General features: G+C 53.4%; 18 protein-coding genes. 8 read left to right on the forward strand and 10 right to left on the reverse strand.

The window, feature by feature from the left end; all coding sequences use genetic code 11:
- The first annotated feature begins 1 nt into the window (after position 1).
- Positions 2 to 994: a type IV pilus modification PilV family protein gene (locus tag ACMAZB_RS05890; RefSeq protein WP_435219789.1), complete on the forward strand. Its 993-nt coding sequence runs from the start codon at positions 2 to 4 to the stop codon at positions 992 to 994.
- A gap of 218 nt (positions 995 to 1212) precedes the next feature.
- Here the strand turns inward: ACMAZB_RS05890 and ACMAZB_RS05895 are convergent, their stop codons facing one another.
- The 4 genes from ACMAZB_RS05895 to ACMAZB_RS05910 form a co-directional block, all read right to left on the reverse strand.
- Positions 1213 to 1959, reverse strand: coding sequence for a hypothetical protein (locus ACMAZB_RS05895; protein ID WP_435219790.1), 747 nt, complete (start codon positions 1957 to 1959; stop codon positions 1213 to 1215).
- Positions 1960 to 2034: 75 nt separating this feature from the next.
- Positions 2035 to 2445, reverse strand: a complete 411-nt coding sequence (locus ACMAZB_RS05900; RefSeq protein WP_435219791.1) for a type IV pilin protein — start codon at positions 2443 to 2445, stop codon at positions 2035 to 2037.
- 240 nt (positions 2446 to 2685) lie between these two features.
- The gene (locus ACMAZB_RS05905; RefSeq protein WP_435215264.1) at positions 2686 to 3882 is read right to left on the reverse strand and encodes a hydroxymethylglutaryl-CoA reductase; all 1197 of its coding nucleotides are present in this window, start codon (positions 3880 to 3882) and stop codon (positions 2686 to 2688) included.
- Entirely contained in the window at positions 3882 to 4844 is a 963-nt protein-coding gene (locus tag ACMAZB_RS05910; RefSeq protein ID WP_435215266.1) for an NAD(P)H-dependent flavin oxidoreductase, read from the reverse strand. Before ACMAZB_RS05910 ends, ACMAZB_RS05905 begins: the two co-directional genes overlap by 1 nt.
- A 167-nt stretch (positions 4845 to 5011) precedes the next feature.
- On the opposite strand from ACMAZB_RS05910, the gene ACMAZB_RS05915 reads away from it, so the two are divergent.
- Together ACMAZB_RS05915 and ACMAZB_RS05920 are read left to right on the forward strand one after the other, a co-directional pair.
- Positions 5012 to 6679 (forward strand): AAA family ATPase, encoded by a 1668-nt coding sequence (locus ACMAZB_RS05915; RefSeq protein WP_435219792.1) that lies wholly within the window; start codon positions 5012 to 5014, stop codon positions 6677 to 6679.
- Position 6680: 1 nt separating this feature from the next.
- The gene (locus ACMAZB_RS05920) at positions 6681 to 7670 is read left to right on the forward strand and encodes a general secretion pathway protein GspB (protein WP_435219793.1); all 990 of its coding nucleotides are present in this window, start codon (positions 6681 to 6683) and stop codon (positions 7668 to 7670) included.
- Positions 7671 to 7692: 22 nt separating this feature from the next.
- On the opposite strand, the gene ACMAZB_RS05925 is transcribed toward ACMAZB_RS05920, so the two are convergent.
- Together ACMAZB_RS05925 and ACMAZB_RS05930 are read right to left on the reverse strand one after the other, a co-directional pair.
- Complete coding sequence (locus ACMAZB_RS05925) at positions 7693 to 8730, reverse strand: NADP(H)-dependent aldo-keto reductase (protein ID WP_435219794.1); 1038 nt, start codon at positions 8728 to 8730, stop codon at positions 7693 to 7695.
- A 58-nt stretch (positions 8731 to 8788) separates the two neighbouring features.
- Positions 8789 to 10180, reverse strand: a complete 1392-nt coding sequence (locus ACMAZB_RS05930) for an alkaline phosphatase (protein WP_435219795.1) — start codon at positions 10178 to 10180, stop codon at positions 8789 to 8791.
- Between the two features lie 125 nt (positions 10181 to 10305).
- Between ACMAZB_RS05930 and ACMAZB_RS05935 the strand changes: the two genes are divergently transcribed.
- Positions 10306 to 11613 (forward strand): ammonium transporter, encoded by a 1308-nt coding sequence (locus tag ACMAZB_RS05935; RefSeq protein WP_435219796.1) that lies wholly within the window; start codon positions 10306 to 10308, stop codon positions 11611 to 11613.
- A gap of 121 nt (positions 11614 to 11734) precedes the next feature.
- Here the strand turns inward: ACMAZB_RS05935 and ACMAZB_RS05940 are convergent, their stop codons facing one another.
- A complete protein-coding gene (locus tag ACMAZB_RS05940; RefSeq protein WP_435220061.1) occupies positions 11735 to 12904 on the reverse strand; it encodes a cation:proton antiporter domain-containing protein in 1170 nt (389 codons plus the stop codon).
- Positions 12905 to 13081: 177 nt separating this feature from the next.
- On the opposite strand from ACMAZB_RS05940, the gene ACMAZB_RS05945 reads away from it, so the two are divergent.
- Complete coding sequence (locus ACMAZB_RS05945) at positions 13082 to 13192, forward strand: methionine synthase (protein WP_435215274.1); 111 nt, start codon at positions 13082 to 13084, stop codon at positions 13190 to 13192.
- Positions 13193 to 13199: 7 nt separating this feature from the next.
- Here the strand turns inward: ACMAZB_RS05945 and ACMAZB_RS05950 are convergent, their stop codons facing one another.
- Together ACMAZB_RS05950 and metH are read right to left on the reverse strand one after the other, a co-directional pair.
- Positions 13200 to 13424, reverse strand: a complete 225-nt coding sequence (locus ACMAZB_RS05950; protein ID WP_435215275.1) for a DUF2970 domain-containing protein — start codon at positions 13422 to 13424, stop codon at positions 13200 to 13202.
- Between the two features lie 89 nt (positions 13425 to 13513).
- Positions 13514 to 17137 carry a methionine synthase gene (metH, locus tag ACMAZB_RS05955; RefSeq protein ID WP_435219797.1) on the reverse strand — a complete coding sequence of 1208 codons (3624 nt, stop codon included), beginning with the start codon at positions 17135 to 17137 and terminating at the stop codon, positions 13514 to 13516.
- 249 nt (positions 17138 to 17386) lie between these two features.
- Here metH and nfuA point away from each other — a divergent pair, with 249 nt between their 5' ends.
- A complete protein-coding gene (gene nfuA, locus ACMAZB_RS05960; protein ID WP_435215277.1) occupies positions 17387 to 17962 on the forward strand; it encodes a Fe-S biogenesis protein NfuA in 576 nt (191 codons plus the stop codon).
- 154 nt (positions 17963 to 18116) lie between these two features.
- On the opposite strand, the gene ACMAZB_RS05965 is transcribed toward nfuA, so the two are convergent.
- Complete coding sequence (locus ACMAZB_RS05965) at positions 18117 to 19193, reverse strand: 3-deoxy-7-phosphoheptulonate synthase (protein ID WP_435219798.1); 1077 nt, start codon at positions 19191 to 19193, stop codon at positions 18117 to 18119.
- Between the two features lie 134 nt (positions 19194 to 19327).
- Here ACMAZB_RS05965 and ACMAZB_RS05970 point away from each other — a divergent pair, with 134 nt between their 5' ends.
- Positions 19328 to 22045 carry a PD-(D/E)XK nuclease family protein gene (locus ACMAZB_RS05970; protein ID WP_435219799.1) on the forward strand — a complete coding sequence of 906 codons (2718 nt, stop codon included), beginning with the start codon at positions 19328 to 19330 and terminating at the stop codon, positions 22043 to 22045.
- On the forward strand, positions 22042 to 25389 hold the full coding sequence (locus ACMAZB_RS05975; protein ID WP_435219800.1) for a UvrD-helicase domain-containing protein: 3348 nt from the start codon (positions 22042 to 22044) through the stop codon (positions 25387 to 25389). Before ACMAZB_RS05970 ends, ACMAZB_RS05975 begins: the two co-directional genes overlap by 4 nt.
- The last annotated feature ends 174 nt before the right edge of the window (positions 25390 to 25563 follow it).

The following is a 25563-nucleotide window of genomic DNA, read 5'->3' on the forward strand; positions in this document are numbered from 1 at the left end:
CGTGGCCAAGACAAAACAACCAAAGCAGCGGGGTATGGGATTTGTGGAGGTTCTCGTGGCCTCTGCCATTCTTGCGTTGACGGTCGCCGGGTCAGTCACACTTTTGGGCGGTTGGACTCAAACCATGTCTGAGGTTCGAAATCGAACTGATGGTCTGGTTCGACTTATGTCGGTAATGGATATTGGTAAGCACGATTCCGCGCGTATTTCTGACCCTGATGATCCGTTTGTGTCCAGTGCTATGACAGCGACTCAAAGCGTGGGAGATTTTCAGTTAACCAACGTTACCGTTACCCCGGGTACTAATCGAGATAAGTTTTCTGCATCCATTGAATGGGAGAGTCCCTATGAGTCGGGAGGTGGAAACTCAAATTTTGGCCTTGAGTCTTACAGTCCTAAGCGCAATGGTTTTGTTGGAATTAGTACTCCTACAACGCCAGTTTGTTCGGGGTCGAGCTGTGATGACGACGACAGTTGTCTGACGAAGAGTGGTACACAAGGCAAAGGCGCAGCTGATAAAAACGGAAACTGCGTAGAAGATACGAGCAGCACGAGCAGCACGAAGAGTGCCAGTAGTACTAGCAGTACAAGCAGTACGAGCAGTACAAGTAGCTGTAATAATCCAAACTTGAGCCTCGCTAACAACTGGTCAACCAGTGAGGCAGTAGGCTCTTACCATCAGTTAAATCCAAGTTTTAATGGAAGTTTGACAGTTTTCTACTCGAGTGCAAACGAAGCGCGCTGCACAGTTAACAGCGACGGTTGGATATACTTCGTAAGCAGTGGAACGTGCAGCGTTACCGCGAGCACCTCAGCGACCAGCGGTTACTGTGCCGGTTCAGCTATTGCAAATATTACTGTCGGTGGAACGTCTTGTGCGGTGCTGAGCAAAAGCAAGTGGAAAGTGGACAGCAAAGATTCTGGCTGCGATTGTGTTGCGGTTGACAAGTCAACGGGATCTATCACTCAAAAGACCACCAAGAGTTGTCCTTAATACACCCTGAAGGGCCGATTTGTACTTGTGCTGCTTCTGGTGTGTTTTACCAAAAATGCAAACGTTGTTTTTTCTGGTAAGAGAGGTGGCCTAGCCGTCTTTGATTTGGTGGAAATCCTACGATGGCATGTCGAGGTGGATAAGCCGTTGGCAGCGCGCAGCTACAGGTAGCTCTTGAAAATAAATCGTGTATTCGTTTGTTAACTCGTAAATCTTGTTTAGCTCCAAGACAATGCAAGGTCAGGTACGCGTGTCTTCAGATAATCCAACATAAAAAAGTTCAGCAAAGCGACCCCTAGCATTTCCATGAATTCCTCAATGGAATACAACACCGCATATAACACTGAATAGCGGACGGCCTTTTGTTCGTAAACTGAGGCGCTAATCATCTCTACGCCCATTGCGCCGCCCAAAAAGATAACGGCACTGAGCACGAGCCCCCATCTAGTGCGACTCGGTAGCGCATCAAGAAATGGTGCGTAAAGCCCCGCTAATAACATGACTAAAGCGCCGTAGGGCGCTACCCACATAAAATATAAATACCCGGTTGGCGCAATCCAGCCCACGGGCGTTAGCCAGTCCTCGGTTAAAGAGCCTATGTGCTCATGGAAGGTGGTACCTTCATCGAAGGCCAAAAATAAGAAGATAAGGCTTAGTGCTCGCCAGCGCCCTACAAATTGTGACCTGCTTGAGGCCTCGAAGTGTGCAATAAGCCCAGTTGTGACGGCAGCAGTGCTCCAGATAAGCACCGAAAAAATCGTCGGTACGTTTTGTTCAATACCGACGTTAAAATATTCTCCTATGTCATTAAGGTAGCCCGGGGCGCCCGACACCCGAGCCCAAACCGCAAAGGCACTGAATACGTGCAGTACAACAATGATTGTGAACAAGCATTTGAAAACCTCACAGGGGTCAATGCTCAGATGCCCTGAGGGGTTGTTTTCGCCATTCATAGGGCTGCGCATGCAAACCTCCAAAGCTTAAACAAGTTATTCAACTACAGAAATGGCAAAATCTTGATCGCGGCGCGTCTACGAATTTTAGCGCCAGCAGTCACCATCAGCATAGCTGCCCGTCACGAGAGGTGCGCCATTTTGCACAGCGAAAGTGCCGCAGCTGTCACCCTGTTGTGTCCCGGTGGGTGTCGCTGTGGCGGTATAAGAGGTTGGCGAATTGGCGGTAACGTTGATGGTGTAGTACCCGGCTTCAGACGTGCTCGCTATGCCGTAGCTCGATGTCAGCTGTGCCAGCGTGCCGTAGCTTGTGCTGTTGCTACGATAGCGTTCCTGAGCAATTTGCAATGCCAGCAGCGCGTTTCTCGCGTCAGCTCTGCGACTCGCTTTGACGAAATCTTGGTAGGAGGGAAGGGCTAGCGCAGTCAGTACCCCCACAATAACCACCGCAATCAGTAACTCAACGAGGGTAAACCCCAATTCGGTTTGGTTTCTCATCGTCGCTCATGACTCCGGTCCAAAGACTAGACCTGATAATAGCGTAGGAGGCGCGGTAGCGTCACTCCAGTTCAGCCCAATCTAGAGGGAAATAGGTGCTGGTTACAAACGAGTGGACTGAATAGTTTTCTCTGCGAGATCAGTAGAGGGATATCAAAAGAGGCTCTGAGTTATCGCTCAGAGCCTCTTTGGGTTTCCCTAGAGAGCGCTTATGTAAAGCGTCCAGTCTAAGGTTTTAGATCAACGATTGCGTCCCAACCGCTCATGGGCATCGACCCATTCATTGGTGCGCGTTGCTTTATCGATGCGCGTAGCGGCGGCGAGAGACAGCTCCCCTGCAACGACCAGACCGGCAGCAATCTCACAGAGCTTCAGGGCTTTGTCCTGACCAAAGCAATCCATCATTTTCAGGCACTCGCTTTGAGTCGGCAAATTAGTGCCGCCGCCGTAGCTGGCCATAATGATCGAAGGCAGGGTTATCGAAAAATAATGGTCGCCATCTCGCGTCGCGCGCTGATACACCGTGCATTGGTTGGACTCGCCAATATTGGCGATGTCTTGCCCCGTGGCCAAGTAAAGGGCGGCCAAGCCATTGGCAGGATGGCTGGCATTGTTGGAACTGTTCGACATAAACGCTGCCAGAGTCGATACCTGATACCCGTACTGCATTTGTTCGGGGGTAATGCGCAGGTTGTCCATGAGCACTTTGCGAGGGATGGTGATTTCAGCGGTAACGCGTCGGCCACGGCCTTTGAGCATGTTGACCGAGGAAGTTTTCTTCTCCGTATCAAAATTGCCCGAGAGCATATAGTTGCGCATGTTTCCGGGGTAGTTTTCGCGTATCCATTCACAGGCAAAAAAGGTGGCTCGGCTGGTCATGTTTTGTCCGGCCGCATCGCCTGTGGAGTAGTCAAAGCGCGTGGCTATGAAATTGTGTGCGTGGTAGTTCTCAATCTCAAGCAGTTTACCGACCGAGGTTGTGCTCTCAGCTTGTGCTTTTATCTCGTCAAAGTTGGCACGTAACCACACCTGAAAATCACGGGCGTCACGGGCGTCGGCAAAAATAAACACTGGGGCGCGCTGCATCGATTCTGCGGACACCGTTGTGGTGACCCCACCAGACTCGCGAATCACCTTCATGCCGCGATTGTAGCTAGCTAGCATGGTGCCCTCGACGGTAGCCATGGGCACATAAAACTCGCCCTGAGCGTGTTCTCCGTTCACCAGCAGCGGGCCTGCCACGCCAATTGGGATTTGGGCGACTCCCCAAATATTTTCGATATTGCCAGCCATGACGTGGGGGTCATAGGAGTACTGTTTGGTGTGGTTTAACGCCACACCGGTTTGGGCTTCAATAAAGGCCTGGCGTGCAGCCAGGCTCTCTTCACTGTAGTCGTCCTCTGCAGACCGCGGAATTTTAGGCGTCGAGTCGCTCATTAACCCATGACCCGTGCTTTTGCCGCGCTGTATTGTGCGGCCAATTGCGCCACGTAATCGGCGGTTGGGCCCGCACTTTTAACGGCGCCAATACCCTGACCGGAGCCCCAAATGTCTTTCCAGGCTTTGGCGTCTGTATTGCCCCCTGAACCAAAGTTCATTTGCGTTGGATCACTAACGGGGAGGTTGTCGGGGTCTAGACCAGCGCTCTCAATAGAGGGGCGCAAGTAGTTGCCATGGACACCGGTGAACAAGTTGCTGTACACAATGTCATCGGCGCCACAGTCAACAATAGCTTGCTTGTAGCCTTGCTCAGCATTGGCCTCGTCAGTGGCAATGAAGGCTGAACCGATGTAGCCCAAATCGGCTCCCATGGCCTGAGCTGCGAGTACTGCATCTCCCGTGGCAATGGCACCGGAAAGAATGAGGGGGCCGTCAAACCATTCGCGAATTTCTTGAATCAGAGCAAAGGGTGACTGGGTGCCGGCATGGCCGCCCGCACCGCTGGCGACAGCAATTAGGCCATCAGCGCCTTTTTCAACGGCTTTTTTGGCGAAGCGGTTGTTAATGATGTCATGCAGCGTAATGCCGCCATAGCTGTGCACAGCTTCGTTGACCCACTCTTTTGCGCCCAGAGAGGTAATGACAATGGGTGCTTTGTATTTGACGCACATTTCCATGTCGTATTCCAAACGTGCGTTTGAACCATGAACAATTTGATTTACCGCGTAGGGTGCGGCTGGTGAATCGGGGTTTTCTTGGTTGTGACGGTCGAGCTCATCGTTAATGCGCTGCAGCCACTGGTCTAAAACGGGCTCGGGTCGTGCGTTGAGGGCAGGAAACGATCCCACGATGCCGGCTTTGCACTGCGCTATGACAAGGTCTGGGTTAGAAATAATAAATAGCGGCGAGGCAATAATGGGTAGACGAAGTGTATCTTTAAGAATGGGCGGCAAAGCCATAGCGAAGTCTCCTTGGACTCAATCGTGCTGAATGTGTGGTTCGGACTAAATTTGGGATTTGAACATACAGTATGTTTTTTTGTCGCTCAAGTATGTTTCGGGGTTTCCTTAACTGTGCGAAGCTGTCTGCTTCCGCAAAAAGTGCGGCTTTTTGAAGAATTCGGACCATGTATTACAAATATTTTGGTTTAGTGGAGTCGCCGTTTTCCATTTCGGTTAATCCACGCTACCTGTTTATGAGTCCCAGGCATCGAGACGCCCTGGCTCACCTGTTGTACGGGGTGGGCAGTGGGGGTGGTTTCATTCTGCTGACGGGTGAAGTCGGCACGGGTAAAACCACCATAAACCGCGCGCTTTTGGAGCAGCTACCGGGCAATGTGGATCTCGCCATTGTGCTTAACCCGGCGCTCAGCGCGGTCGAGCTGTTAGCCACAGTTTGTGATGAATTGGCCATAGATTACCCCAAAGGTCATCACAGCTTGAAGGATCTCACCGATGCCCTGCATCGATTTCTGCTTGGGAATCACGACAAGGGCCGCAAGACAGTGCTTATGATCGATGAAGCCCAGCACTTGGATTTCGATGTTCTCGAGCAAATTCGGTTACTGACCAACCTTGAAACCGACAGCGAGAAGCTTCTCCAGATTATTCTTATTGGCCAGCCGGAGTTAACGGAAAAGCTGGGCAGGCCCGAGTTAAGGCAACTGAACCAGCGCATAACAGCCCGCTACAACCTCGAGGCACTGAGCCTTGAGGAAACGAACGCCTACATCAGGCACCGCTTACAAATTGCGGGATTACCCGCTGGGCGTGAACTGTTTGCCCCGGGTGTGGTGCGTGCCATTCACAAACGCGCTCAGGGAATTCCTAGGCAAATCAACTTACTGTGTGACCGAGCGCTGCTAGGGGCGTATGGTCGTAAACTGGATCGCGTCAACCGCCGCCACGTTGCAGCTGCTGCTGAAGAAGTTTTTGGCGCATCTCATGCCTCGGTTAATCGGTCCTCGGTGCCACTGTGGCTTTGGATTTTTGGCGGTGTCTGTTTTGGCGGTCTGTTACTGCTGTTTGCGCTGGGTTTCAGGGCCAGCCCATTACCCCTGCCAGCTCCGTCAGTTGCCGATGATTTGGGGCCTGCTACTTCGGTAATGCCGGACGATCTTGGTGCTGACGCCGGGGAAGGTGTGAGTACTAGTAATGGGGCGCAGGCGGCGGGGTGGTTGATCAATGAAAACTTAGCCCTCGAGCAGCTATGGCAGCTCAACAGTGACGCACCTTTTCCAGCGGGTGTTTGCGGCGGCTCAGAGATTGAGGCAGAAGTTGATGGCCTGCGCTGTCTACAGGGGGCTGCCCAAGTTTGGGATCCGATCATTGCCCTCAATCGTCCAGTGGTGCTCGATATGCAAACCCCCGGACGCTTCTCGGCAGCAACACTGGTGGTCGCTTTTGAGGGGGCGGTAGCGTGGGTTCTGAGTGGTAATGCAGTAGAGCGCGTCAGGCTGGTCGATATAGCAACGGCTTGGCGGGGTCGCTATCGCATGTTTTGGCAGCCACCCCAAGGGTGGGGCCGACCGCTGGTCGAGGGGGATGTTGACCCCGTAATCACGGTGGTGGCACAGCTTTTTGCAACACTGGATCAGCAGGTCACGCCGTTAACCGAACAGCGTTTTACCCCTGCCCTGGCAGAGCGAGTTCGGTTGTTTCAGGCCCAACAAAACCTGACTGCCGACGGCGTCGTTGGTGTTCAAACTCTGTTAAAGCTCAACGATGCATTGGGTATAGGGCTCGCCCCCGATGTGGCGCTGCGTCGTGCGCAGTGGCTAACTGAGGGGCCTTGATATGTCGATGATTCTTGATGCTCTAAAGCGTTCTCGGGAGGATGGAGATGTTTCTAACGCGGTGCCCTCGATCGATACGAGTCACGAGTTTACCGCGAAAAAACTGGTGCCTTTCATTGGATTTCAAGGGCTGGCCATTAGCATTGGAATAGTTGCGTATATTGCCATCGGATTGCTGACGATGCAGAACGTTTCTCAGGATCAGCTAGGGGAACCGCCCCCAGAACAAGACCCTGTGGCCGCAACTTTAGCGACGGCAGAACCCCAAGCTCCTAAAACGCCATTGCAGCGCTCGACAAGTCCTGTGCCAGAGACGTCCGCCTCTTCGCTGACACTCGGTCGTCATAGCGGTGGTGTCGCCCAACAAGCTCAGGTCGCGAAAAAACACACCTCAGCTAACAGCACCCAAGTAACGGCACTGTATCGTGAGGTAGAAGCTGCCCCAGAAAACTGGGTTGGTGCGCCTGGCGCAAGGGCTACGGTAGAGCTCAAGCCCTCGTCTTCGGGTCAAACAGCCAATGCGTTTGAGAAGACGAATGTCCCTCAGTCCTCGTCTGCAGTGCTGCCCTCGGATGACGTGCCTGAAATGCCGCGCCCCGGTTCAGATTTTGCAGCGACGGAAAAAATGAGCGCCCCAAAAAGCACCGCAGAGACGCAGGGCAGCGGCTCAGCGGCCTTACCTCTGGATATTGCGGCGGTAGTGGCGCGAGTGCAGGCGGAGCTGGGGGAGCGTGCTTTAGTGGCACATCCCACGCCGCTCATCGAGAATTTATCCCAGCAAAAAAAGAACGCAATTCCCACGGTGATGTACACCGGTCACGATTGGCAGCCGGGGGGGACGTCTTGGGTGACGTTAAATGGTATTGCGCTGCAAGAGGGCCAGAAAAACAGTGGCTTTAAGGTGGAAGAAATTTTGACGGACAGCGTAATTTTAAACTACCGCGGTACAGCGTTTCGTCTAAGGTCACTCAACAGCTGGGTGAATTTATAAACCTTTAGTGATTGGCGGAGCATCAGGGGGCGGGGTCAGGGATATCCCGATGTATCGCCTTAATCCCCGCACGAACTTCCTCTGACAGCACGACATCAAGGCTGCGTATGTTGTCCTCCAACTGGGCCAAACTGGTTGCTCCAATAATATTCGATAGGAGAAAAGGTCGAGTGTTAACGAAGGCCAGGGCCATTTGTGCAGGATTTAAGTCGTGCTCTTCAGCGAGGCTCACGTAGCGTTCAGCGGCGTCCCATGTGGGTTTAGATGCATAGCGTGCAAAACGTTTGAACAACGCCAGTCTGGAGCCCTCTGGCAGCGCGCCATCGCGGTACTTACCTGTCAGCAAGCCCATAGCCAGTGGGGAATAGGCCAGTAGGCCAATATCTTCCCGATGGGAAATTTCGGCTAGACCAACTTCAAAGGTTCGATTCAGTAAGCTATAGGGGTTTTGTATCGACTGGGGTCGGGGCAAGCCTTCGCGTTCGGCGGTTTGTAAAAAAGTCATGACGCCCCAAGGTGTTTCGTTGGAAAGCCCGTAGCTGCGGATCTTGCCCTGCTGAATGAGCGACTCGAGAGTGCGCATCACCTCCTCAAGTGGAGTCCAGCTTGAGTCTGAATCATTGTGGTGGGTGTAGCCTCTGACGCCGAAACAATTAGTGACGCGTTCGGGCCAGTGTAACTGGTACAGGTCGATGTATTCGGTCTGTAATCGTTGCAGACTGTTATCAACCGCTTCGATCAAATGCTCGCGGGTGAAGCGCGGACCACCGCGCAAAAAATCGAACTCTTCACGAGGGCCAGTGGCTTTTGTTGCAAGTATCCAATCTTCGCGGCGTCCCGAGTTAGCAAACCAGCTGCCAATATATTGCTCGGTTCGCCCTTGGGTCTCCGCCCGCGGCGGCACGGGGTACATCTCCGCCGCGTCCATGAAATTAATACCATGCTCCAATGCGTAATCAATTTGGGCATGGGCTTCCTGCTCGGTATTTTGTTCGCCCCAGGTCATGGTTCCTAAACAAATACGAGATACGGCTTGACCGTTGATATCAGTAAGACTCATTTCGGTTGCTCAAAGGGTGACAGTAAAAGATGTTTTGCCGTTGATGGTGCAGATGAGCTTAAAGGCCCAAAAATTTTGCCATGGCATCGTGAACCTCGCGTTGGCGTAGAAACCCCGGCAGCAGCCCTTGGCCCACGTCATTGGCAAAGAGCGGGACATTGGCACCAGTGTGCTCCTCAGAAAGAAACCCATTGGTGGCGTAATTAATGGTCATTAAGCCGCCATCAGGCATGGTGATTCGCGCGACGTGCCCGGGTGAGTACACCGGGACTGGAACTTCAGCGTAGAGGCTAGGCTCTGGAATGATTTGAGCGGCCTGAGCGTGATCGGCGGTAACAATGATCAGTGTCTGAGGGTGCGTCTCGGCATACTTTAAGGCCACACTGACGACTTCTTCGAGTTGCGCTATTTCACCCAGAGAGCCACAGGGATTACGCACATGGCTCTCTTTGTCGATGGAGGCCGATTCGACCATTAGAAATAATCCTTTGCCGTCAGGCTGCGTTAGCCGATCTAGAGCAACCTGAGTCAGTTCAGCTAACCCAGGGGTGTTGCGGTAAGCCGGATTGGGCTCACAGGTAATCGGATCTGGCTGGGTAACGCTGCCCAGTCGCCAATCCAATTTATTGAGGGCACTGGTATCGGGTTGTTCAGCTACCCGCCCATCAGAGCCCTGCAAGCGCACCGGCAGATGCCCGCTAGCAAATAATCCGATCAGTCGCTTATTGGAGTCTGCCGCAGCCAGCTTTGCAGGGTCGGTGACAACCGTAATCTTCTGTGACTCAGCCATCTCGAGGGCGGTTTTTCCAGATGTCGGATCCGCGGTGGTGAAGTGAATCAGCCCGCCTCCAAGAACCACGTCGATAGGTGCTTTCATAATTTGTTCTGCGATCGATCCGGGGCCGCCGTTACTGGTGGCATCTTGCGGGCATCCGGCGTAGGCGAGGCTGTAGAGTTCACCGCCTAAAATAATATCGGGGTTTTCACAGCCTCGGCTGGACACGTGACTCATAAAACTAGCCGGTGTTGCGTCGGTAACCGAGCTGCTGCTTACAATGCCCGTTTTAAACCCTGCTGCATGTGCGCGCTGAGCAATGGTGGTCAAATCTTTATCGCTAGCGCTGGTACCGACACGCCCCATTTGTGTCGTGACGCCCGTCGCCAGCGTCGTCGCGGTATTTGCGGAGTCGGCCACATAAACCCAGTCAGTGTTTTTGCCCTCGGTTTGAACCTGAACTGCCGCACGGACGGGGAGGGCATCGATGACTAATTGGCCGTCATGCCCTGCCAAAAAGTTTCGGCCCATAGTGACATGTTGGTCGTCGAAGCCGTCACCAATAATCAAGATAACAGCGCGCGGATCGCTGGCTGTATCGGTACTCACAGCGGGCTGCGCCACAGTGAGGCCACTGAAGCCAATAAAAACAAAAGAAATGATTGAGCGAAGCATGATTAACCTCAGGTCAAAGTGCGATTGGGCGCAAAATTTAGTGGCACAGAGTACGGCTCTACTGGCACTGCCGCAAGGATATGGCATCATGCGCACCTCGACAGAAATTGTGGTGGTCAAATAGCATGCTAGTGATACCTAAACCGGGTCTTTTGGCGCTGTGCGCTCTCTTCTTGCCGACTCCGGCGTGGGCTGGGGAAATTTCTCCTGCTGACACCGCTTGGCTTTTAACGGCGACCGCGCTGGTTTTATTTATGACCTTACCCGGGTTGTCGTTATTTTACGGGGGGTTAGTTCGGGTTCGAAATGTGTTGTCGGTGCTGATGCAGTGTTTCGCGTTGGCCGCACTTATGTCACTGGTTTGGTTTGTCGTGGGTTATACATTGGCTTTTGGTTCTGCGGGTGTAGAGCAGGGCGCTTGGATCGGCGACCTGGGTAATTTCATGCTGATGGGCATTGAGTTTGACGGCGTCAACGGTTCGATTCCTGAATCTTTGTTTGTCATGTTTCAGATGACCTTCGCTATTATTACGCCGGCGCTCATTATTGGTGGTTTCGCCGAGCGCATTCGATTTTCCGCTTTGCTGTTATTCAGTACGGCTTGGTTACTGCTTGTGTATGCGCCCATATGTCATTGGGTATGGGGTGGCGGTTGGCTGGGGGCCATGGGTCTTCAGGATTTTGCCGGTGGCACAGTTGTGCACATCACGGCAGGCGTTGCTGCTTTGGTAGCCGCCATCATGATGGGGCCCCGCCGAGGCTTTGGGTCAGTAGCGATGCCGCCCCACAACCTCACCATGACTGTGACCGGAGCGGGCATGCTGTGGGTGGGCTGGTTTGGCTTTAATGCCGGCTCGGCAGTGGCGGCTGATCAAAGTGCGGCTATGGCAATGTTGGTGACGCACCTGTCTGCGGCTTGCGGCTCCCTGGCGTGGATGGCCATGGAGTGGCTGCGTCATGGTAAGCCCTCGGTTCTCGGTATTGTTACTGGCATGGTTGCAGGTCTGGGCACGATTACTCCGGCATCGGGTTCAGTGGGCCCCGCAGCAGCGGTGGTAATTGGGCTCACCGCAGGTGTCGTTTGCTACTTTGCAACGATCACCCTGAAAAATCGCTTAAAAATTGATGACAGCCTCGACGTGTTCCCCGTTCACGGTGTCGGGGGTATTTTGGGAACGCTGCTGGCAGGTATCTTTTGCTCACCGAATCTTGGCATCTTTAGCGGCAACGGTTTTTCCGATGGTATTGACAGTATCGGCGGTCAGCTTGCCGTTCAGGCGACCGGTGTCGGCGCAACGTTTTTATACACCTTGGTCGTGAGTTGGGTCCTTTTCAAGGTGGTAGATGCCCTGGTGGGTCTCCGGGTTGATAGTGATGAAGAGACCATTGGGCTAGATCTGGTACTCCACGACGAGCGCGGTTACGACCTCTAGCATGGCGCTGCGTTTGGCCTAAGTGGAGCCCTTAGCGGGCAGGGCCTCTGGCTAGCGACCTTTGCATCGGCAAGTCTGTGGCTAATGCTAATGGGAGTGCCGTCCGTCTCAACGGTAACGCTTAATCTCTTCGCAGTGCATCGTTACTGGCGATAGGCGTCGGAAATCGGGTGACTACGAGGTAACTCGAGATCAGCAGCGTCAGGATTGTCGTCGCCTGAATCAGCGTATGGGCAGTAGGGCTCAGGCGACCGGACTCAAGGGCCACTACGGCAATGAGTAAGGCGAATTCGCTACATTGACCCAATCGAAACCCAAGATTCCACGCTAGCTTTGGCGATTCGCTAACGCCCCGCAGCAGCATTTGGTAAACCACGGGTTTTAAGCACAAGAAGCTGAGTGCTAGAACCACCGCAGCTGCAGCGACGCTGGGAAGAGCGGAAACGTCAAATTGTGCGCCCACGGAAAAGAAGAAGATGACGAGGAAGAAGTCGCGTAGAGGTTTCAGGCTTACCGCAATGTACTGAGCGATGGGGCTCGTTGCGACGGCCACGCCAGCGATAAAGGCGCCGACCTCTGCGCTTAGCCCCATCAGTGCTGCCAGCTCGGCAATGCCAAGGCACCAACCCACGGAAAGCAGAAAAATATACTCATGATACCGATCAAATCGAGCAATCAGTGGAATGAGGATAAATCGAACGGCAGCCCAGCAGCCCATAGCCAGTAGGGGTAGCATAATCAGGGGGCGAGCGACCGACCAAATTACGGAGGTTCCGGTATCGCTGCTTTGTAACCACACCAATACGACGATGGCGATCAGATCCTGAAACAGCAACAATGCGACCAGAACTTCGCCAAGGTGTTTATGGTGCAACACGGTCGTGGGCAACAGCTTGATGCCAATAATGGTGGAAGAAAACATGAGGGCAGCACCCACAAGTAGGGCATCGTTGTGGGCGAAGCCAAAACCCCGAGTAATTGCGTACCCTATGGCGATATAGATTCCCGAGCTAGCTAGGGCGACCCAGCTTGAGCTTTTCATGCTGTTCAGCAGGGCTTTTGGCTGCATATCGAGGCCGAGCAAAAATAGCAGGAAAATAATGCCAACGTGCCCCGCATCGCTGACTAAAGCCGTATTGCTCACCAGGCCGGTGCCGAAAGGCCCTAAGGCTGCACCCAAAATGATGTACGCGATAATTATGGGTTGCCGGGTATACAGTGCAATGGAGGCAAACACTGCCGCCCCTAAAAATATAGCGGCGAAGGTAAACGTGATGCCCCCAAAATCCATAAATTCCCCGTGTTCGTGCATAACGTGAGCGGCAATACGCCTGCTCAAGGCCCACCCTAGTCTACGACAATCTGCAGATTAGGTAGCAATTGGCTTTGCTTTGGCGGCCGGTTTCTTACAAAATACGCCCGCTGAATATTAACGGCTACATTTATCCCTTTTGAAAGGAAAAATACGATGTCTCAAAGTAATTTGTCTGACGGCGCTGCCGATGGCCTGGCGGCTGTGATTATTGTTTCGGTAGTGGTTACGTGGGTAGTGTTCTGGCTCGGTGGTATGCCTGCCTGAGCCCGTTCTAGCGCGCCACGATCCATTGCACCAATAAGACCAAGCTCCCTACAAATATCGCCGCGAAGACCAATCCCGCGGCGATGAAGACCCCCGGGCTGCCACCGTTAAAATCTCGATCCCGATTTTTCGCACTTTGCACACCCAGTGCCGCGGCAAATATGCTCTGCAGTAAGTCTAGCCAGGACAGCTTGTTCGTTGGCGTTGGAGTTTCATTGTCGTGCTGTGTCATGTCAGTTGTCAGTGCCGCGCCGCATACATCCCGCCTAGAATACCAACTCGGAGACCTCAGCGTCGCGTTGTTTTTCAGTAAGTTACACCCTAAGCCTCATCAAGAATTGGGGCCAGCCAGTATTTAAGGTCGTCAATAGATTCGCCCTTACGTTCTGCTAAGTCGGACACTTGGTCATTGCCAATTTTACCCACCGAAAAGTAACGCGATTCTGGGTGGGAGAAATACAGGCCACTGACTGCCGCTGTAGGGTACATCGCATAGCTCTCTGTCAGCGACACGCCACAATTCTTTTCGACATCCAGTAGTTTAAACAGCGTAGCTTTCTCGGTGTGGTCTGGGCAGGCGGGGTATCCCGGCGCTGGCCTGATACCGCGGTATCTTTCGCGAATTAACTCTGTATTTTCCAAAGCTTCTTCTGGGTCATAACCCCAGTAATTGGTTCGAACTTCGCGGTGGAGCTGTTCGGCGAAGGATTCGGCGAGGCGGTCGGCGAGGGCCTTAAGCATGATGGCATTGTAGTCGTCGTGCTCGGCTTCGAAAGCCTTGGCGCGCTCTTCAACACCGTGCCCCGTCGTAACGCAGAAGCCGCCTATCCAATCCGAAGGTCCCTGTTCTGGTGCCACAAAGTCTGCCAAAGACAGGTTGCGTTCACCTTCCCGTTTCTGCAGTTGCTGACGCAGGTGATGCAAGTCAGCTAGGGGTTCATTTGCCGCGTTGAACAGTCGAATATCGTCGCTGCCGACCCGCTGAGCTCGCCAAAATCCAATAACGCCATGGGCTTGTAGCCAGCCCTCGTTGATGATTTGGTGCAGCATGGATTGAGCGTCGGCAAAGAGTTGCCGCGCTTGCTCGCCGACAACATCGTCCTCGAGAATGGCTGGGTATTTGCCGTGTAGATCCCAGGTGATAAAAAATGGTGTCCAATCAATGGTGTCGATCAAAGTTTCTAGCGGATAGTCCTTTAATGTCTTCACGCCTAAAAAGCTTGGCTTCGGTGGCTGATAGGTATCCCAGTTCCCAGCGAAGGCGGCTTCAACCGCTTCGCTGTAGGCAAGGCGATCGCTGCGTTTTTTTCTGCGAGCTACTCGATCGCGCACCACAACATATTCTTCGGCGATATTTTCAGCAAAAGCTTTCTTTGACGAGCCCAAGAGCTGGCTGGCCACGCTGACACTGCGCGATGCGTCGGGTACGTAAACTACCGCATCATTCTGATACGCCGGGCAGATTTTGACCGCGGTATGGGCCTTAGAGGTGGTGGCGCCTCCAATCATAAGGGGGATTTGAAACCCTTCTTGCTGCATTTTTCCCGCAATGTAGGACATTTCTTCAAGGGACGGTGTGATGAGTCCAGACAAGCCAATAATGTCGACCTGCTCTTCACGAGCCACCCTGAGAATGTCTTCGCAGTGCACCATGACGCCCAGATCGACAATTTCATAGTTGTTGCACTGCAGCACAATACCCACAATGTTTTTACCAATGTCGTGGACATCGCCTTTGACAGTGGCCAGCAATATTTTGCCGTTGTTTTTTGCGGCGCCGGACTTCTCTTCCTCAATGAACGGTTGTAGGTAGGCAACTGCCTGTTTCATTACGCGCGCTGATTTGACCACTTGAGGCAGGAACATTTTACCTTCGCCAAAGAGATCACCAACGGTATTCATGCCGTCCATCAGTGGACCTTCAATGACATCGATAGGGCGCGTTGATTGCTGCCGTGCTTCTTCCGCATCGTCTTCAATGAATTGGGTAATTCCTTTTAGTAGGGCGTGCTGTAAGCGGCTGGCTACAGGTGCTTCCCGCCAACTTAAATCCTCGACTCGACTGCGACCACCGGTGCCGCGATATTCCTCGGCGAGTTCCAAGAGTCGTTCAGTGGCATCATCTCTGCGGTTTAGGACTAAGTCTTCCACTGCAACTTTTAGATCGGCTGGTAAGTCGTCATAAACAGCCAGCTGCCCTGCGTTGACAATTCCCATGTCCAAGCCCGCAGCGATCGCGTGGTACAAAAAGACCGAATGGATCGCTTCGCGGACCGGGTTATTACCGCGAAAGGAGAAGGACACATTAGAAACGCCTCCAGAAATTCTTGCCCCGGGCAAATTGCGCTTGATCCAGCGGGTGGTCTCTATGAAATCGACAGCATGGTTGTTGTGGACTTCAATGCCTGTTCCGATGGCAAAGATATTGGGGTCAAACATGATGTCAAAGGGATTGAAGTCGAGCTTCTCTCTCAGCAGGTCATAGCTGCGTTGGCAAATGGCCTTACGACGATCCAGGGTATCGGCTTGACCGTCCTCGTCGAAAGCCATAATGACAACGCTGGCCCCGTAGCGCTGGCACAGGGCGGCTTGCTGTAGAAACTCCGCCTCCCCAGCTTTTAGGCTGATGGAGTTAACAATGGATTTGCCCGGTATGCACTTCAACCCAGCCTCAATAACGCTCCATTTTGAGGAGTCCACCATAATGGGTACCCGGGCGATGTCGGGCTCCGAAGCAATAAGGTTTAGGAAGCGCACCATGGCAGCTTCTGAATCCAGCATGCCTTCGTCCATGTTGATGTCTATGATTTGCGCACCGTCCTCAACCTGCTTGCGTGCCACGTCGAGAGCTTCCTCGTACTCATCATCAAGAATGAGGCGTTTAAAGCGGGCCGAACCTGTCACATTGCAGCGCTCGCCAACGTTGACAAAGTTTTTTCCGGTGAAGGCAAAGCTTTCAAGACCACTGAGATAAGTGTCTTCAGGGGGAGCAGGTAAGCTGCGTGGCGCATGTTCAGCGACAGCGGACGCGATTGTGGTGATATGTTTTGGCGTTGTACCGCAGCAACCTCCGGCAAGATTCAAAAAACCCTGCGCGGCAAACGTATCGAAGTCAGCAGCCATATCTTGAGGCGTTTCGTCATACTCACCGAACGCATTGGGGAGGCCTGCGTTTAAGTGAGCGCTGAAATAACAAGCGCTGACTTTCGCGAGTTCCTCCAAAAAAGGCTTCACCTCCCGAAATCTGCGACCGCAGTTGCTGCCTACGATCAAAGGTCGGGCGTGGGCAATTGCGTGCCAAAAGGCTTCGCCGGTTTGCCCCGACAGCAAACGCCCGCTGGTATCGGGAAATGTCGCGGAAACCATAAGGGGCAGTTCAACCCCCAGCTTGTCCATGGCCTCTCGACATCCAAATAAAGCGGCCTTGGCGTTCAAGGTATCGAAGACCGTTTCAATCATGAGGATATCTACACCTCCGTCAATCAGCGCTTCGGTCGCCACGCGGTAGTCATCCTTCAACACATCGAAGGTAATATTGCGAGCTCCGGGATCGTTGACGTCGGGTGAGATAGATGCGGTGCGAGGTGTCGGGCCCAAGACTCCTGCCACAAACCGTGGTTTATCGGGATTAATTTGAGTGACTTCGTCGGCGGCGGCTCGCGCCAGTCGCGCCCCTTCGCGATTGAGGTCCCAAACGATAGATTCCAATTGATAGTCGGCCTGCGCAGTAGCAGTAGCGTTAAACGTGTTGGTTTCAATCAGGTCAGCGCCAGCCTCGAGATAGGTTTTATGAATCGCAGAAATGACGTCTGGGCGAGTCAGGGTGAGCAGGTCATTATTGCCCTTCAGGTCTAGGCTGTGGTTTACAAAGCGCTCACCGCGATAGTCGGCCTCGACCAGAGCCCGCTCTTGAATCATGGTGCCCATAGCACCGTCGATCAGCATGATTCGCTGCTCAAGAGCGGTGATTAGTGCGCTAGCAGAGGGTTTTGTGTAGGTTGGAAACCGAGAGTTTTGCATTTTAGGTTATACAACTGATTAAAAATGGGAGCATTATGATATATCAAAATAAATTGATATATAACCCCGATCGCAATTTGGGATGAAAAACCCACCGTATTTTGACCTACCCCATTAGTCGGGTATTATTGCCGGCGTCAATGACGTTCACTGAATTCGCAGACGAGAAACCCCATGATTACGATTACTGAAGCCGCTCGGGAATACCTTGGAGAACTGCTGGATAAGCAGGAGGACGCCCTAGGTGTGCGCGTCTTTATCAATCAGCCCGGAACCCCAAAAGCGGAAACGTGCATTGCGTACTGCCGAGAGGGTGATTTGGAAGAGGGCGATGTCGAGGAAGATTTCGGCCACTTTAAGGCATGGTTTCAGGGGCGCAGCGTGCCTTTTTTGGAAGACGCCATGGTGGACTACAACAAAGACAAATTTGGCGGCCAGCTGACCATCAAGGCACCGAATGCGAAAATGCCTCGCGTTGACGTCGATAGCCCTATAGAGGACCGTATTAATTACGTGCTGTATAACGAAGTTAACCCGTCACTCGCCGCTCACGGCGGTGAAGTGTCTCTGGTCGAAATTACCGAAGACGCCTTTGCCATTCTTAAGTTTGGAGGAGGGTGTCAGGGGTGCAGCGCGGTGAGCATGACCTTGAAAGATGGTGTCGAGAAAACATTACTGGAGCAAGTGCCAGAGCTTGTTGGTGTGAGGGATGTCACTGATCACTCGGACCGCAGCCAGGCTTATTACTGAAAAGCTACGACTTGTCAGGCCCAACATCGGGATTGCCTGTAGTTAGAGCTTGGAGCTTAGAGCCAGCGACAGTGGCCTAGCAAAGGCAGTCGCGCCTCAATCCCTCAAAAGCTTTCTTCCAAACACGCCCCAGGCTGAATGCACAGGAGCTGATCTAAGCCTGCATGCGCTGGGGCAGCACCGCGCGCAGCTGCGCGGCAATGTCCAGCAACAGTGACTCAGTGGTTTCCCAGTCGATACATCCGTCGGTAACGGAGACGCCGTACTCCAGCTCTTCAAGGTTGGATGGAATTTTCTGGTTGCCGGCCCGGAGGTTGCTTTCCAGCATTAGCCCAATAATGGACCGGTTGCCTGCAACGATTTGCTCAGTGACATCTGCAGCGACTAACGGTTGGCGTTCGGGCTGTTTTTCGGTGTTGGCATGGCTGCAATCCACCATAATATTGGCGGGTAAGCCGGCTTTATCAAGGGCCTCCTCACACAGCGCAATATGCTGGCTGTTGTAGTTAGGGCCAGCCGTCCCACCTCTCAAGACGACGTGTCCGTAGCGGTTGCCCCGGGTCTCAAACACGGAGACTTTGCCTTCGCTGTTGATACCTAAAAAGCGATGGGGGTTGCACACAGACTTCATGGCGTTCACGGCAACTTCGAGACCTCCATCGGTACCGTTTTTAAAACCAACGGCTGAAGAGAGGCCGCTAGCCATTTCTCGATGGGTTTGTGACTCGGTGGTTCTGGCCCCAATTGCTGACCAGCTAATCAGATCCTGTAAATATTGTGGTGTGATGGGATCTAGAGCCTCGGTAGCCGTCGGCAACCCCAGCTGCTGGATATCTTTTAATAGAGAGCGCCCGATTGTTAAGCCCGCTTCGATATCAAAGGAGTCATCGAGATGGGGGTCATTAATCAGCCCCTTCCAGCCAACAGTTGTTCGAGGTTTTTCAAAGTAAACTCGCATGACTAGCAAAAGGGTGTCGTCCACTTGCTCAGCAAGATGCTTGAGTTTCTGGGCGTACTCCATGGCAGCATTGACGTCGTGAATGGAGCAGGGTCCAACGACCACCATCAGTCGATGGTCCGTTCTATCGAGGATGTTTTCGATAGCCTCCCGAGTTTCAGCGACGCGATCCTGCAATGCTTCGCTGACGCCTACTGTGTCGCGTAAGGCGGCAGGTGATACCAGAATTTTCTGAGCAGCGACGTTAACATTGTGAACATGGGGTTTGGACATGCTAGTTTGCCTGCAATATTCAAAGAAACTTGGGATACGGCAATGTGGGTAGTCACAGGCCGACGCGCAGCGGATTCTAACTGTCTGAACCCGAAGCGTCATGTGGTGATTTGTAAAAAACTTGGAGTGTGGGTTTGAGAGCGGCGGTTGACTTATCACCCTTTCGAGAATTCTTGACGCAGGGAGCCGTGTTTTTGACCCCCGGATTGCGTCTGTCTCGTGTCATGACACAGGCGGTGGTTGAAGAGCAAATGAGGGGCGGGCAAGCGGTTACGCAGCCGCCAACAATTCGGCCGGTAGATGGTTGGCTCGAATCTGTCTGGCGCCAGCAGGTTGAGGCCGGCAATTTGCCGCCTCGTCGTCTCCTTGGTCGGGTGGCAGAGCGAAGGCTCTGGATGCAGATTATTCGGGCCGATATGGAACGTCAGGCGAACTTTAGTCTCATAAAACCAACTGCCGCTGCGGAGCAGGCGCTTCGGGCCCGCCAGCAGTGGCTAATGTGGGGGGGTAACCCAGAGAACAAGACACAGCGCCAATACTTTAGCTTTGACCCCGATTGCGCCACTTTCGACCGATGGTGCTCAGAGTTCGCTGCCCAGTTGGCGCACAAGGGTTGGGCGACGCGCGCCGATATTTATCGCAGTTTGCTGACTGTGCCTGTCTCGTCAAAAGAAATTGTTGTGCTATGCCACGTGCTGCAGCTACCACCATTGACCCATCAAGTCTTGAGTCACTTGGCTTCTTTGAAAATTCCTGAAGCGCTGGGAGAGCAGAGTCTTTTGCCGCTTGCGACACAGCAATTTCCCAGTCGGCGAACAGAGGCAATGGCCATCGCCGCATGGGCTGCTCGAAGACATCGAGAAAACCTGGGAAGCACTGCGATTGTATTACTCGATTTTGAGCGCGACCGTCCGGACCTCGAATACCAGCTACGCAGAGAATTTGATTGTTTGGGGGCGCGCTACGCGGCATTACCTGTCAACTTCAGCTCTGGGATGCCGTTGTCCAAGACGCCAATGTTTCGTGACGCTTTGCTGGCGCTGCGCTTGGCCGTCGCTAATGAGAAGGTCAGCTTGGCGCGAAGTGAGGTGTTGGCATTATTGCGATCACCGTTTCTTCATGGGGGTGAAGACCTCGATGGCGTTGGGTTACTGCAGTTGCGTAAGGCATGCACTGAGTTGTCTAGCGAGGTTATTGATAAGCGCGATTTGCACCATTTGGCTGAAATTTATGCCCCTGAGTCCCACTTAACCCGCGCTTTGCAGCTGTTGCGTACCGATCGCGCTACGCAAGGAAAACGCTTGCCCTCACTGTGGTTAGATACGATTCGAGAGGTTCTTAAGCTTTGGCAGTGGCCCGGTCGCGCTGCCCTTGATTCCCTCGAGTATCAGCAGTTTGAGCGCTTGGAGATCGCGCTGGATGAGCTGGTGGTGCAGGACTGTATTACTGGGGAGCTTACTTTTCAGCAGCTCACGCTCCTTTGGGAGCAGTGCTTGGATGATCGTGTTTTTCAGCCAAAGACTGACGATACTGCAGTACAGGTTTTTGGCCCTCAGGAAGTGGTGGGTTTACAGTTCGACGCTCTTTGGATTTGCGGCCTTCAGTCGGGTTCATTACCTCCAAGGGCTCAGCTGCTGCCTTTCTTACCCAATCGCCTGCAACATGAGTTAGGTCTGCTCAGCGCTGACAGCGCGGCACTGGAGAAGTCTGCGATTGCACTGCTCAGCAGCTTAAGGACCACCCATGGTGATGTCAGTGCTAGTTACGCCAGTGTGCAGGAGGGTCTCGAGGTTTTGCCCAGCCAGCTTGCCTGTGCAATACCGCCACACGACCCCGTTAACGAACAACAGGCGCCCGACCACTGGCCCATGCCGTCGCCGCTAGAATCATTGGATGAGGGCAATGTAGCCGTCGCAGGCGCCGTTATTCAATGGGGTGGCGGTGCCAGCGTAATCAGTAACCAGTCTAACTGTCCGTTTCGTGCGTGGGTTAGTCATCGCCTGGGCCCTGCAAATGTGGCCACGCCGGTATTTGGATTAACGGCAGCAGAGCGTGGCAACGTTGTTCACGACGCGCTGCATTTCACTTGGGAGGTTTTAAAGGACAGTGACAGCCTGCGAGCTATGGACCCCGTTCAGGTTGACGCCCTCATTCAGGACTCAACAGAGAGAGCTGTTCAGAGTTTAGAGCGCCGTGCACAAGGGCGGCATTGCAATATCAGGAAGCGGGTTGGCAGTGCTTGTCTTGATTTGGAGGTTCAGCGTGTCGCTGCTTTGCTAAAGAGCTGGTTGGAGTTCGAGGTACAGCGAGAAGGTAACTTTTACGTCCTTGAGCAAGAGGACAGTCATGAACTGCCTTTGGGCTCTCTAGTACTCAAGCTTAGGCCTGATCGTATCGATCGGTTAGATGACAACCGTCAAGTGGTTATCGACTATAAAACAGGCAGTGTTCGCCGCTCGAGTTGGCTGGGGGAGCGTCCCGGCGACCCTCAATTACCCCTTTACGCGCTGCTCAATGAGAGTGTCGAAGGGGTCGCTTTCGGTCGAGTCCATCAAGACGGCGCAGAGTACGTGTTCTTGGGCGAGGCACTCGGGCTAGGCGTTAAAGAAGTCCCCTTGCCAGATCAAGTAAAGCAGTATGAGACAGTGCCCATAGAAAGCTGGGAGGCACTGCGAACTTCTTGGCGACATCGACTAGAGCGATTGGCTGATGATTTTGTCAAAGGGCACGCCGCCATTGATCCACAACCTCAAGCCTGCCGCTATTGTGCCCTGGGTAGCGTCTGTCGATACACTCAAACTGCAGACTTAACCGACGAGGCCCTGCAAGGCGGGTTGGGAGATGCCTTGTGAGCGGTAGCGATACGCAGACTCGAGCGACGGCTCTCGATCCCAGTCGCAGCTTTTGTGTCACTGCCCCCGCGGGTTCAGGTAAGACCGAGTTACTTACCCAGAGAATTCTGGCGCTGCTCCCCACGGTTGACCGCCCAGAGCAGGTATTGGCGATGACCTTCACTCGCAAGGCAGCAGCCGAAATGCGGGAGCGATTGCTGATGAAGCTTGACGAAGCCCGGGCGGGTGTTGAAGTTACCGCGAGTCACGAGCGACAAACTCGGGATTTGGCCCTAGCAGTGTTGGCCCATGCCGATAAACACAGCTGGTCCCTAGATCCTGAGGAATTTAACCTTCGCACCATCGATAGCCTTTGCGCCGATCTCACACGCCAAATGCCGATATTGAGCGGGCTTGGCGGCGCCGTCGAGATCACAGAGCACGATAAACCCCTGTTCGAGCAGGCCGTGATCGAGCTGTTTGCTGCGGTAGGTAGCAACACACTGGAGGGCGAAGACCTTCGCTCACTGTTGCTGCATTTCAATAACGACTGGGAATCGGTGCGCGGACTTTTGGTTGCGCTACTGGCTAGGCGGGGCGATTGGGGTGAGAAATTGGGACAGCACGCCGACCCCACACAAGCGGCTTTAAGGTTGCAAGGAACCGTTGAATCGTTAGTTCAATCAATTGTTGCTCGTCTTTGCGATGAGTTTGGATCTTGTCTCGAAGAACTGCAGGCCTTGGCTCAGGCATCTGCTGATGAGTTGGGTAAGCCAGACGTGTATTTGGGCGCTGAGCATAGTGCTTTCGAAAGCTGGAAGGCGGCTGCTCATATTCTTCTGACGAGCACCGACGCGTGGCGTAAACCCAACGGGGTGAATGTCAAATTGGGGTTTCCCGCAAAATCTGAGACTAAAGCACGATTGCAAGATTTGTTGGCGGCGCTAAGTGAGGGTCCCATACCCCCTGTTTTACTGGAGCTGCGGAGGTTGCCGGTTATATCCGACGATGACGCCAGTTGGCGATTGGTTTTACGGCTCTCTCGCTTGCTACCGGTGTTGCAGGCCCAGCTTTTGTTGGTGTTTCAGCGTGAAGGCCGTGTAGATTTCACCCATGTGGCCTTGGCAGCCTCACTGGCTTTAGGTTCTGATGATGAACCCACAGATCTAGCTTTGCGTCTTGATTATCAGATAGCACATATTTTGGTCGACGAATTTCAGGACACTTCGAACCAGCAATTTACGCTTTTGAAGAAGCTTGTGCGTGGATGGCACGAGCACAATGCGACGGGCGCGCCGCCTCGAACCGTTTTTATCGTCGGAGACGGCATGCAGTCGATCTACGGCTTTCGCTATGCGGATGTCAGCCTGTTTCTTGACGCAAAGGATTCAGGTATCGGAGGTTTGCCTCTTGAGTCTTTGGAGCTCACTAGGAACTTTCGCTCCCAAGCTGGTGTTGTTGACTGGGTGAATCGGGTGTTTGCGCAAGTTTTTCCTGCGGTGAGCAACTCTGAGCGCAGCGAAGTGAGTTATACCCAAGCAGTTCCGGTAAACGCAGCCCTCTCAGGGAATGCGGTAGAAGCACATTTGTTTCCCGATGATGTCGATTCGATGGAGGCTAATTGGATTGCTGAGAAAGTTGCTCAGATATATCAAGGTGAGCCCGATGCAACGGTTGCGGTCTTGCTGCGAGCGCGTAGTCATGCGGCACCTATTATTGCCGCGCTGCAACAGCAGAAGGTGCCCTTCTTGGGGCGTGATCTCGAAAAAATTGAGCACTCAGCGGCGGTTATGGACCTCCTGTCCTTATGCCGCTGGTTGGCTAATCCCGCCGATGAGGTTGCCGCTCTGGCTCTGCTGCGGGCGCCGTTTTGTGGTTTGCTGCTGTCTGAGATTTACCAATTGATTGAGGATCAGCCGCGACCGTTTAGTTTGCGAGCAATACTCCGCCGGGCGCCAGGCCTGCTAGACACTTTGGCCGTGAAGCGAGCCGGTTCGCTACAAGCCGCTTTGGACTGGGCTGAAACACGACGCGATCGGCTGTCGCTGCGAGTTTGGGTAGAACAAATTTGGTTGAAGCTTCAGGCGCCCTCAACTTTGTCGATTCAGGGCCGGGACGATGCCACACGTTTTTTCGATCTGCTCGCACGGGCAGACGTTGAGGGCATTGGTCTCGATCCTGACTGGTTGGAGGGCGCCTTGGAGCAACTTTACGCCAGCCATGACCACGGGCAATCTGGTGTGGAACTCATGACCTTGCATAAAGCTAAAGGGCTGCAATTTGACTATGTATTCATGCCGGCGCTGCACAAAGGAACTCGGCCTAATCAGCGGGACCTTTTGCGCTGGCATTTTCACACCCAAGCCGAGCAGCGCGAGCTGCTTATTGCAGCTGACGATCGGCAGAAAACGGCCCCTACGCTTTACAACTATCTAAATTGGCTGCAAAAACGGCGGGAGGCTGCAGAGCTGCGTCGACTGCTCTATGTCGGTGTTACCAGGGCGCGTTGTCGCGTGTGGTTGAGTGGCTTGGGCAAAGTCGAGAGTTCCGACGACGCACACCTAGGTTGGTCTGGCAGCAACTCGCCATTGGGTATTCTGCGTGAGGCACTGATCGATGAAGTGATCGAGCATGCAGCAGGGAGTGATACAGCGCCTTCAGAGGTAAACGTTATCGCTCCGTTCCTCGATTCCGCAGCGTGTAATTTATGGCGGTTACCCTCAAGCCGGTTTCTGGGGCAGAACTCAGACGAGGGCGCCAATACGACGGTGTCAGAGCAGCAAGCTTTTCACCGTGAAGAATCGGCTTCTGTGCAATCCAATGGCCATTTTGTCGAGAGAACGGTGGGCGTCGTTGTACACAGGGCACTGGAGCTGTTGAGTCAGCGAGAGGCGCTACCCATTGGGGTGGACGCAGCGGTTCGTCGCGGACTGCAATTCGGGCTCATCGATAACGGGCTCGACGGTGACGCATTGGCCGCTGCACTGATAAATGCTGAAGCAATGATCGCAGCCACACTCAACGACGAGCGGGGTCGTTGGATTCTTGGGCAGCATGAGGCGGCTCACAGCGAGTTGATTCTTATGTCCCGAGAAGGTGACAACCCGGCAGTGCAAAATATTATTGATCGAACGTTTATTGATGAAGCAACGGGCTATCGCTGGTTGATTGACTACAAAACGAGCCGACCTCATGGGGCAGAAACCCAGCAGCAATTTTTAGCACGAGAAGCTGACCACTACTTGGGGCAGCTGAAGCGTTACCGTGCTCTGATCGAAGCCTTTGATGCGACTGCAACTGTGATAAAAACAGCACTCTACTTTCCCGCTGACAGCCTGTGGCTGTGCCTTGAGGATGGCCTTTGATGCTAGCCTAGAATGTCAGTGACCGCTGGGCGATGAAGAGCAATGGGTACCCAGTTAAAGGAGCTATCCGAGTAACAGATTCTCCGTAAACCCCATCGCCCAGTAATAAGGGAGAAATACTCCGGTTATAGCGGATAGTGCGCACCACACTGAAGGTACGCTATGGACAGTACT

It is taken from the genome of Luminiphilus sp. nBUS_07 (assembly GCF_051201685.1).
Classification (GTDB): domain Bacteria; phylum Pseudomonadota; class Gammaproteobacteria; order Pseudomonadales; family Halieaceae; genus Luminiphilus.

Excerpts from the sequence above, each read along its gene's own strand:
- ACMAZB_RS05935 (WP_435219796.1), top strand. The coding sequence starts at position 10,306 with ATGCTAGTGATACCTAAACCGGGTCTTTTGGCGCTGTGCGCTCTCTTC.
- ACMAZB_RS05895 (WP_435219790.1), bottom strand. The coding sequence starts at position 1,959 with ATGCGCAGCCCTATGAATGGCGAAAACAACCCCTCAGGGCATCTGAGC.
- ACMAZB_RS05920 (WP_435219793.1), top strand. The coding sequence starts at position 6,681 with ATGTCGATGATTCTTGATGCTCTAAAGCGTTCTCGGGAGGATGGAGAT.
- ACMAZB_RS05900 (WP_435219791.1), bottom strand. The coding sequence starts at position 2,445 with ATGAGAAACCAAACCGAATTGGGGTTTACCCTCGTTGAGTTACTGATT.
- ACMAZB_RS05950 (WP_435215275.1), bottom strand. The coding sequence starts at position 13,424 with ATGACACAGCACGACAATGAAACTCCAACGCCAACGAACAAGCTGTCC.
- ACMAZB_RS05940 (WP_435220061.1), bottom strand. The coding sequence starts at position 12,904 with ATGGATTTTGGGGGCATCACGTTTACCTTCGCCGCTATATTTTTAGGG.
- metH (WP_435219797.1), bottom strand. The coding sequence starts at position 17,137 with ATGCTGATCGACGGTGCTATGGGCACCATGATTCAAGAGCGGGCTCTG.
- ACMAZB_RS05925 (WP_435219794.1), bottom strand. The coding sequence starts at position 8,730 with ATGAGTCTTACTGATATCAACGGTCAAGCCGTATCTCGTATTTGTTTA.
- ACMAZB_RS05910 (WP_435215266.1), bottom strand. The coding sequence starts at position 4,844 with ATGGCTTTGCCGCCCATTCTTAAAGATACACTTCGTCTACCCATTATT.
- nfuA (WP_435215277.1), top strand. The coding sequence starts at position 17,387 with ATGATTACGATTACTGAAGCCGCTCGGGAATACCTTGGAGAACTGCTG.
- ACMAZB_RS05915 (WP_435219792.1), top strand. The coding sequence starts at position 5,012 with ATGTATTACAAATATTTTGGTTTAGTGGAGTCGCCGTTTTCCATTTCG.
- ACMAZB_RS05905 (WP_435215264.1), bottom strand. The coding sequence starts at position 3,882 with ATGAGCGACTCGACGCCTAAAATTCCGCGGTCTGCAGAGGACGACTAC.
- ACMAZB_RS05965 (WP_435219798.1), bottom strand. The coding sequence starts at position 19,193 with ATGTCCAAACCCCATGTTCACAATGTTAACGTCGCTGCTCAGAAAATT.
- ACMAZB_RS05945 (WP_435215274.1), top strand. The coding sequence starts at position 13,082 with ATGTCTCAAAGTAATTTGTCTGACGGCGCTGCCGATGGCCTGGCGGCT.
- ACMAZB_RS05930 (WP_435219795.1), bottom strand. The coding sequence starts at position 10,180 with ATGCTTCGCTCAATCATTTCTTTTGTTTTTATTGGCTTCAGTGGCCTC.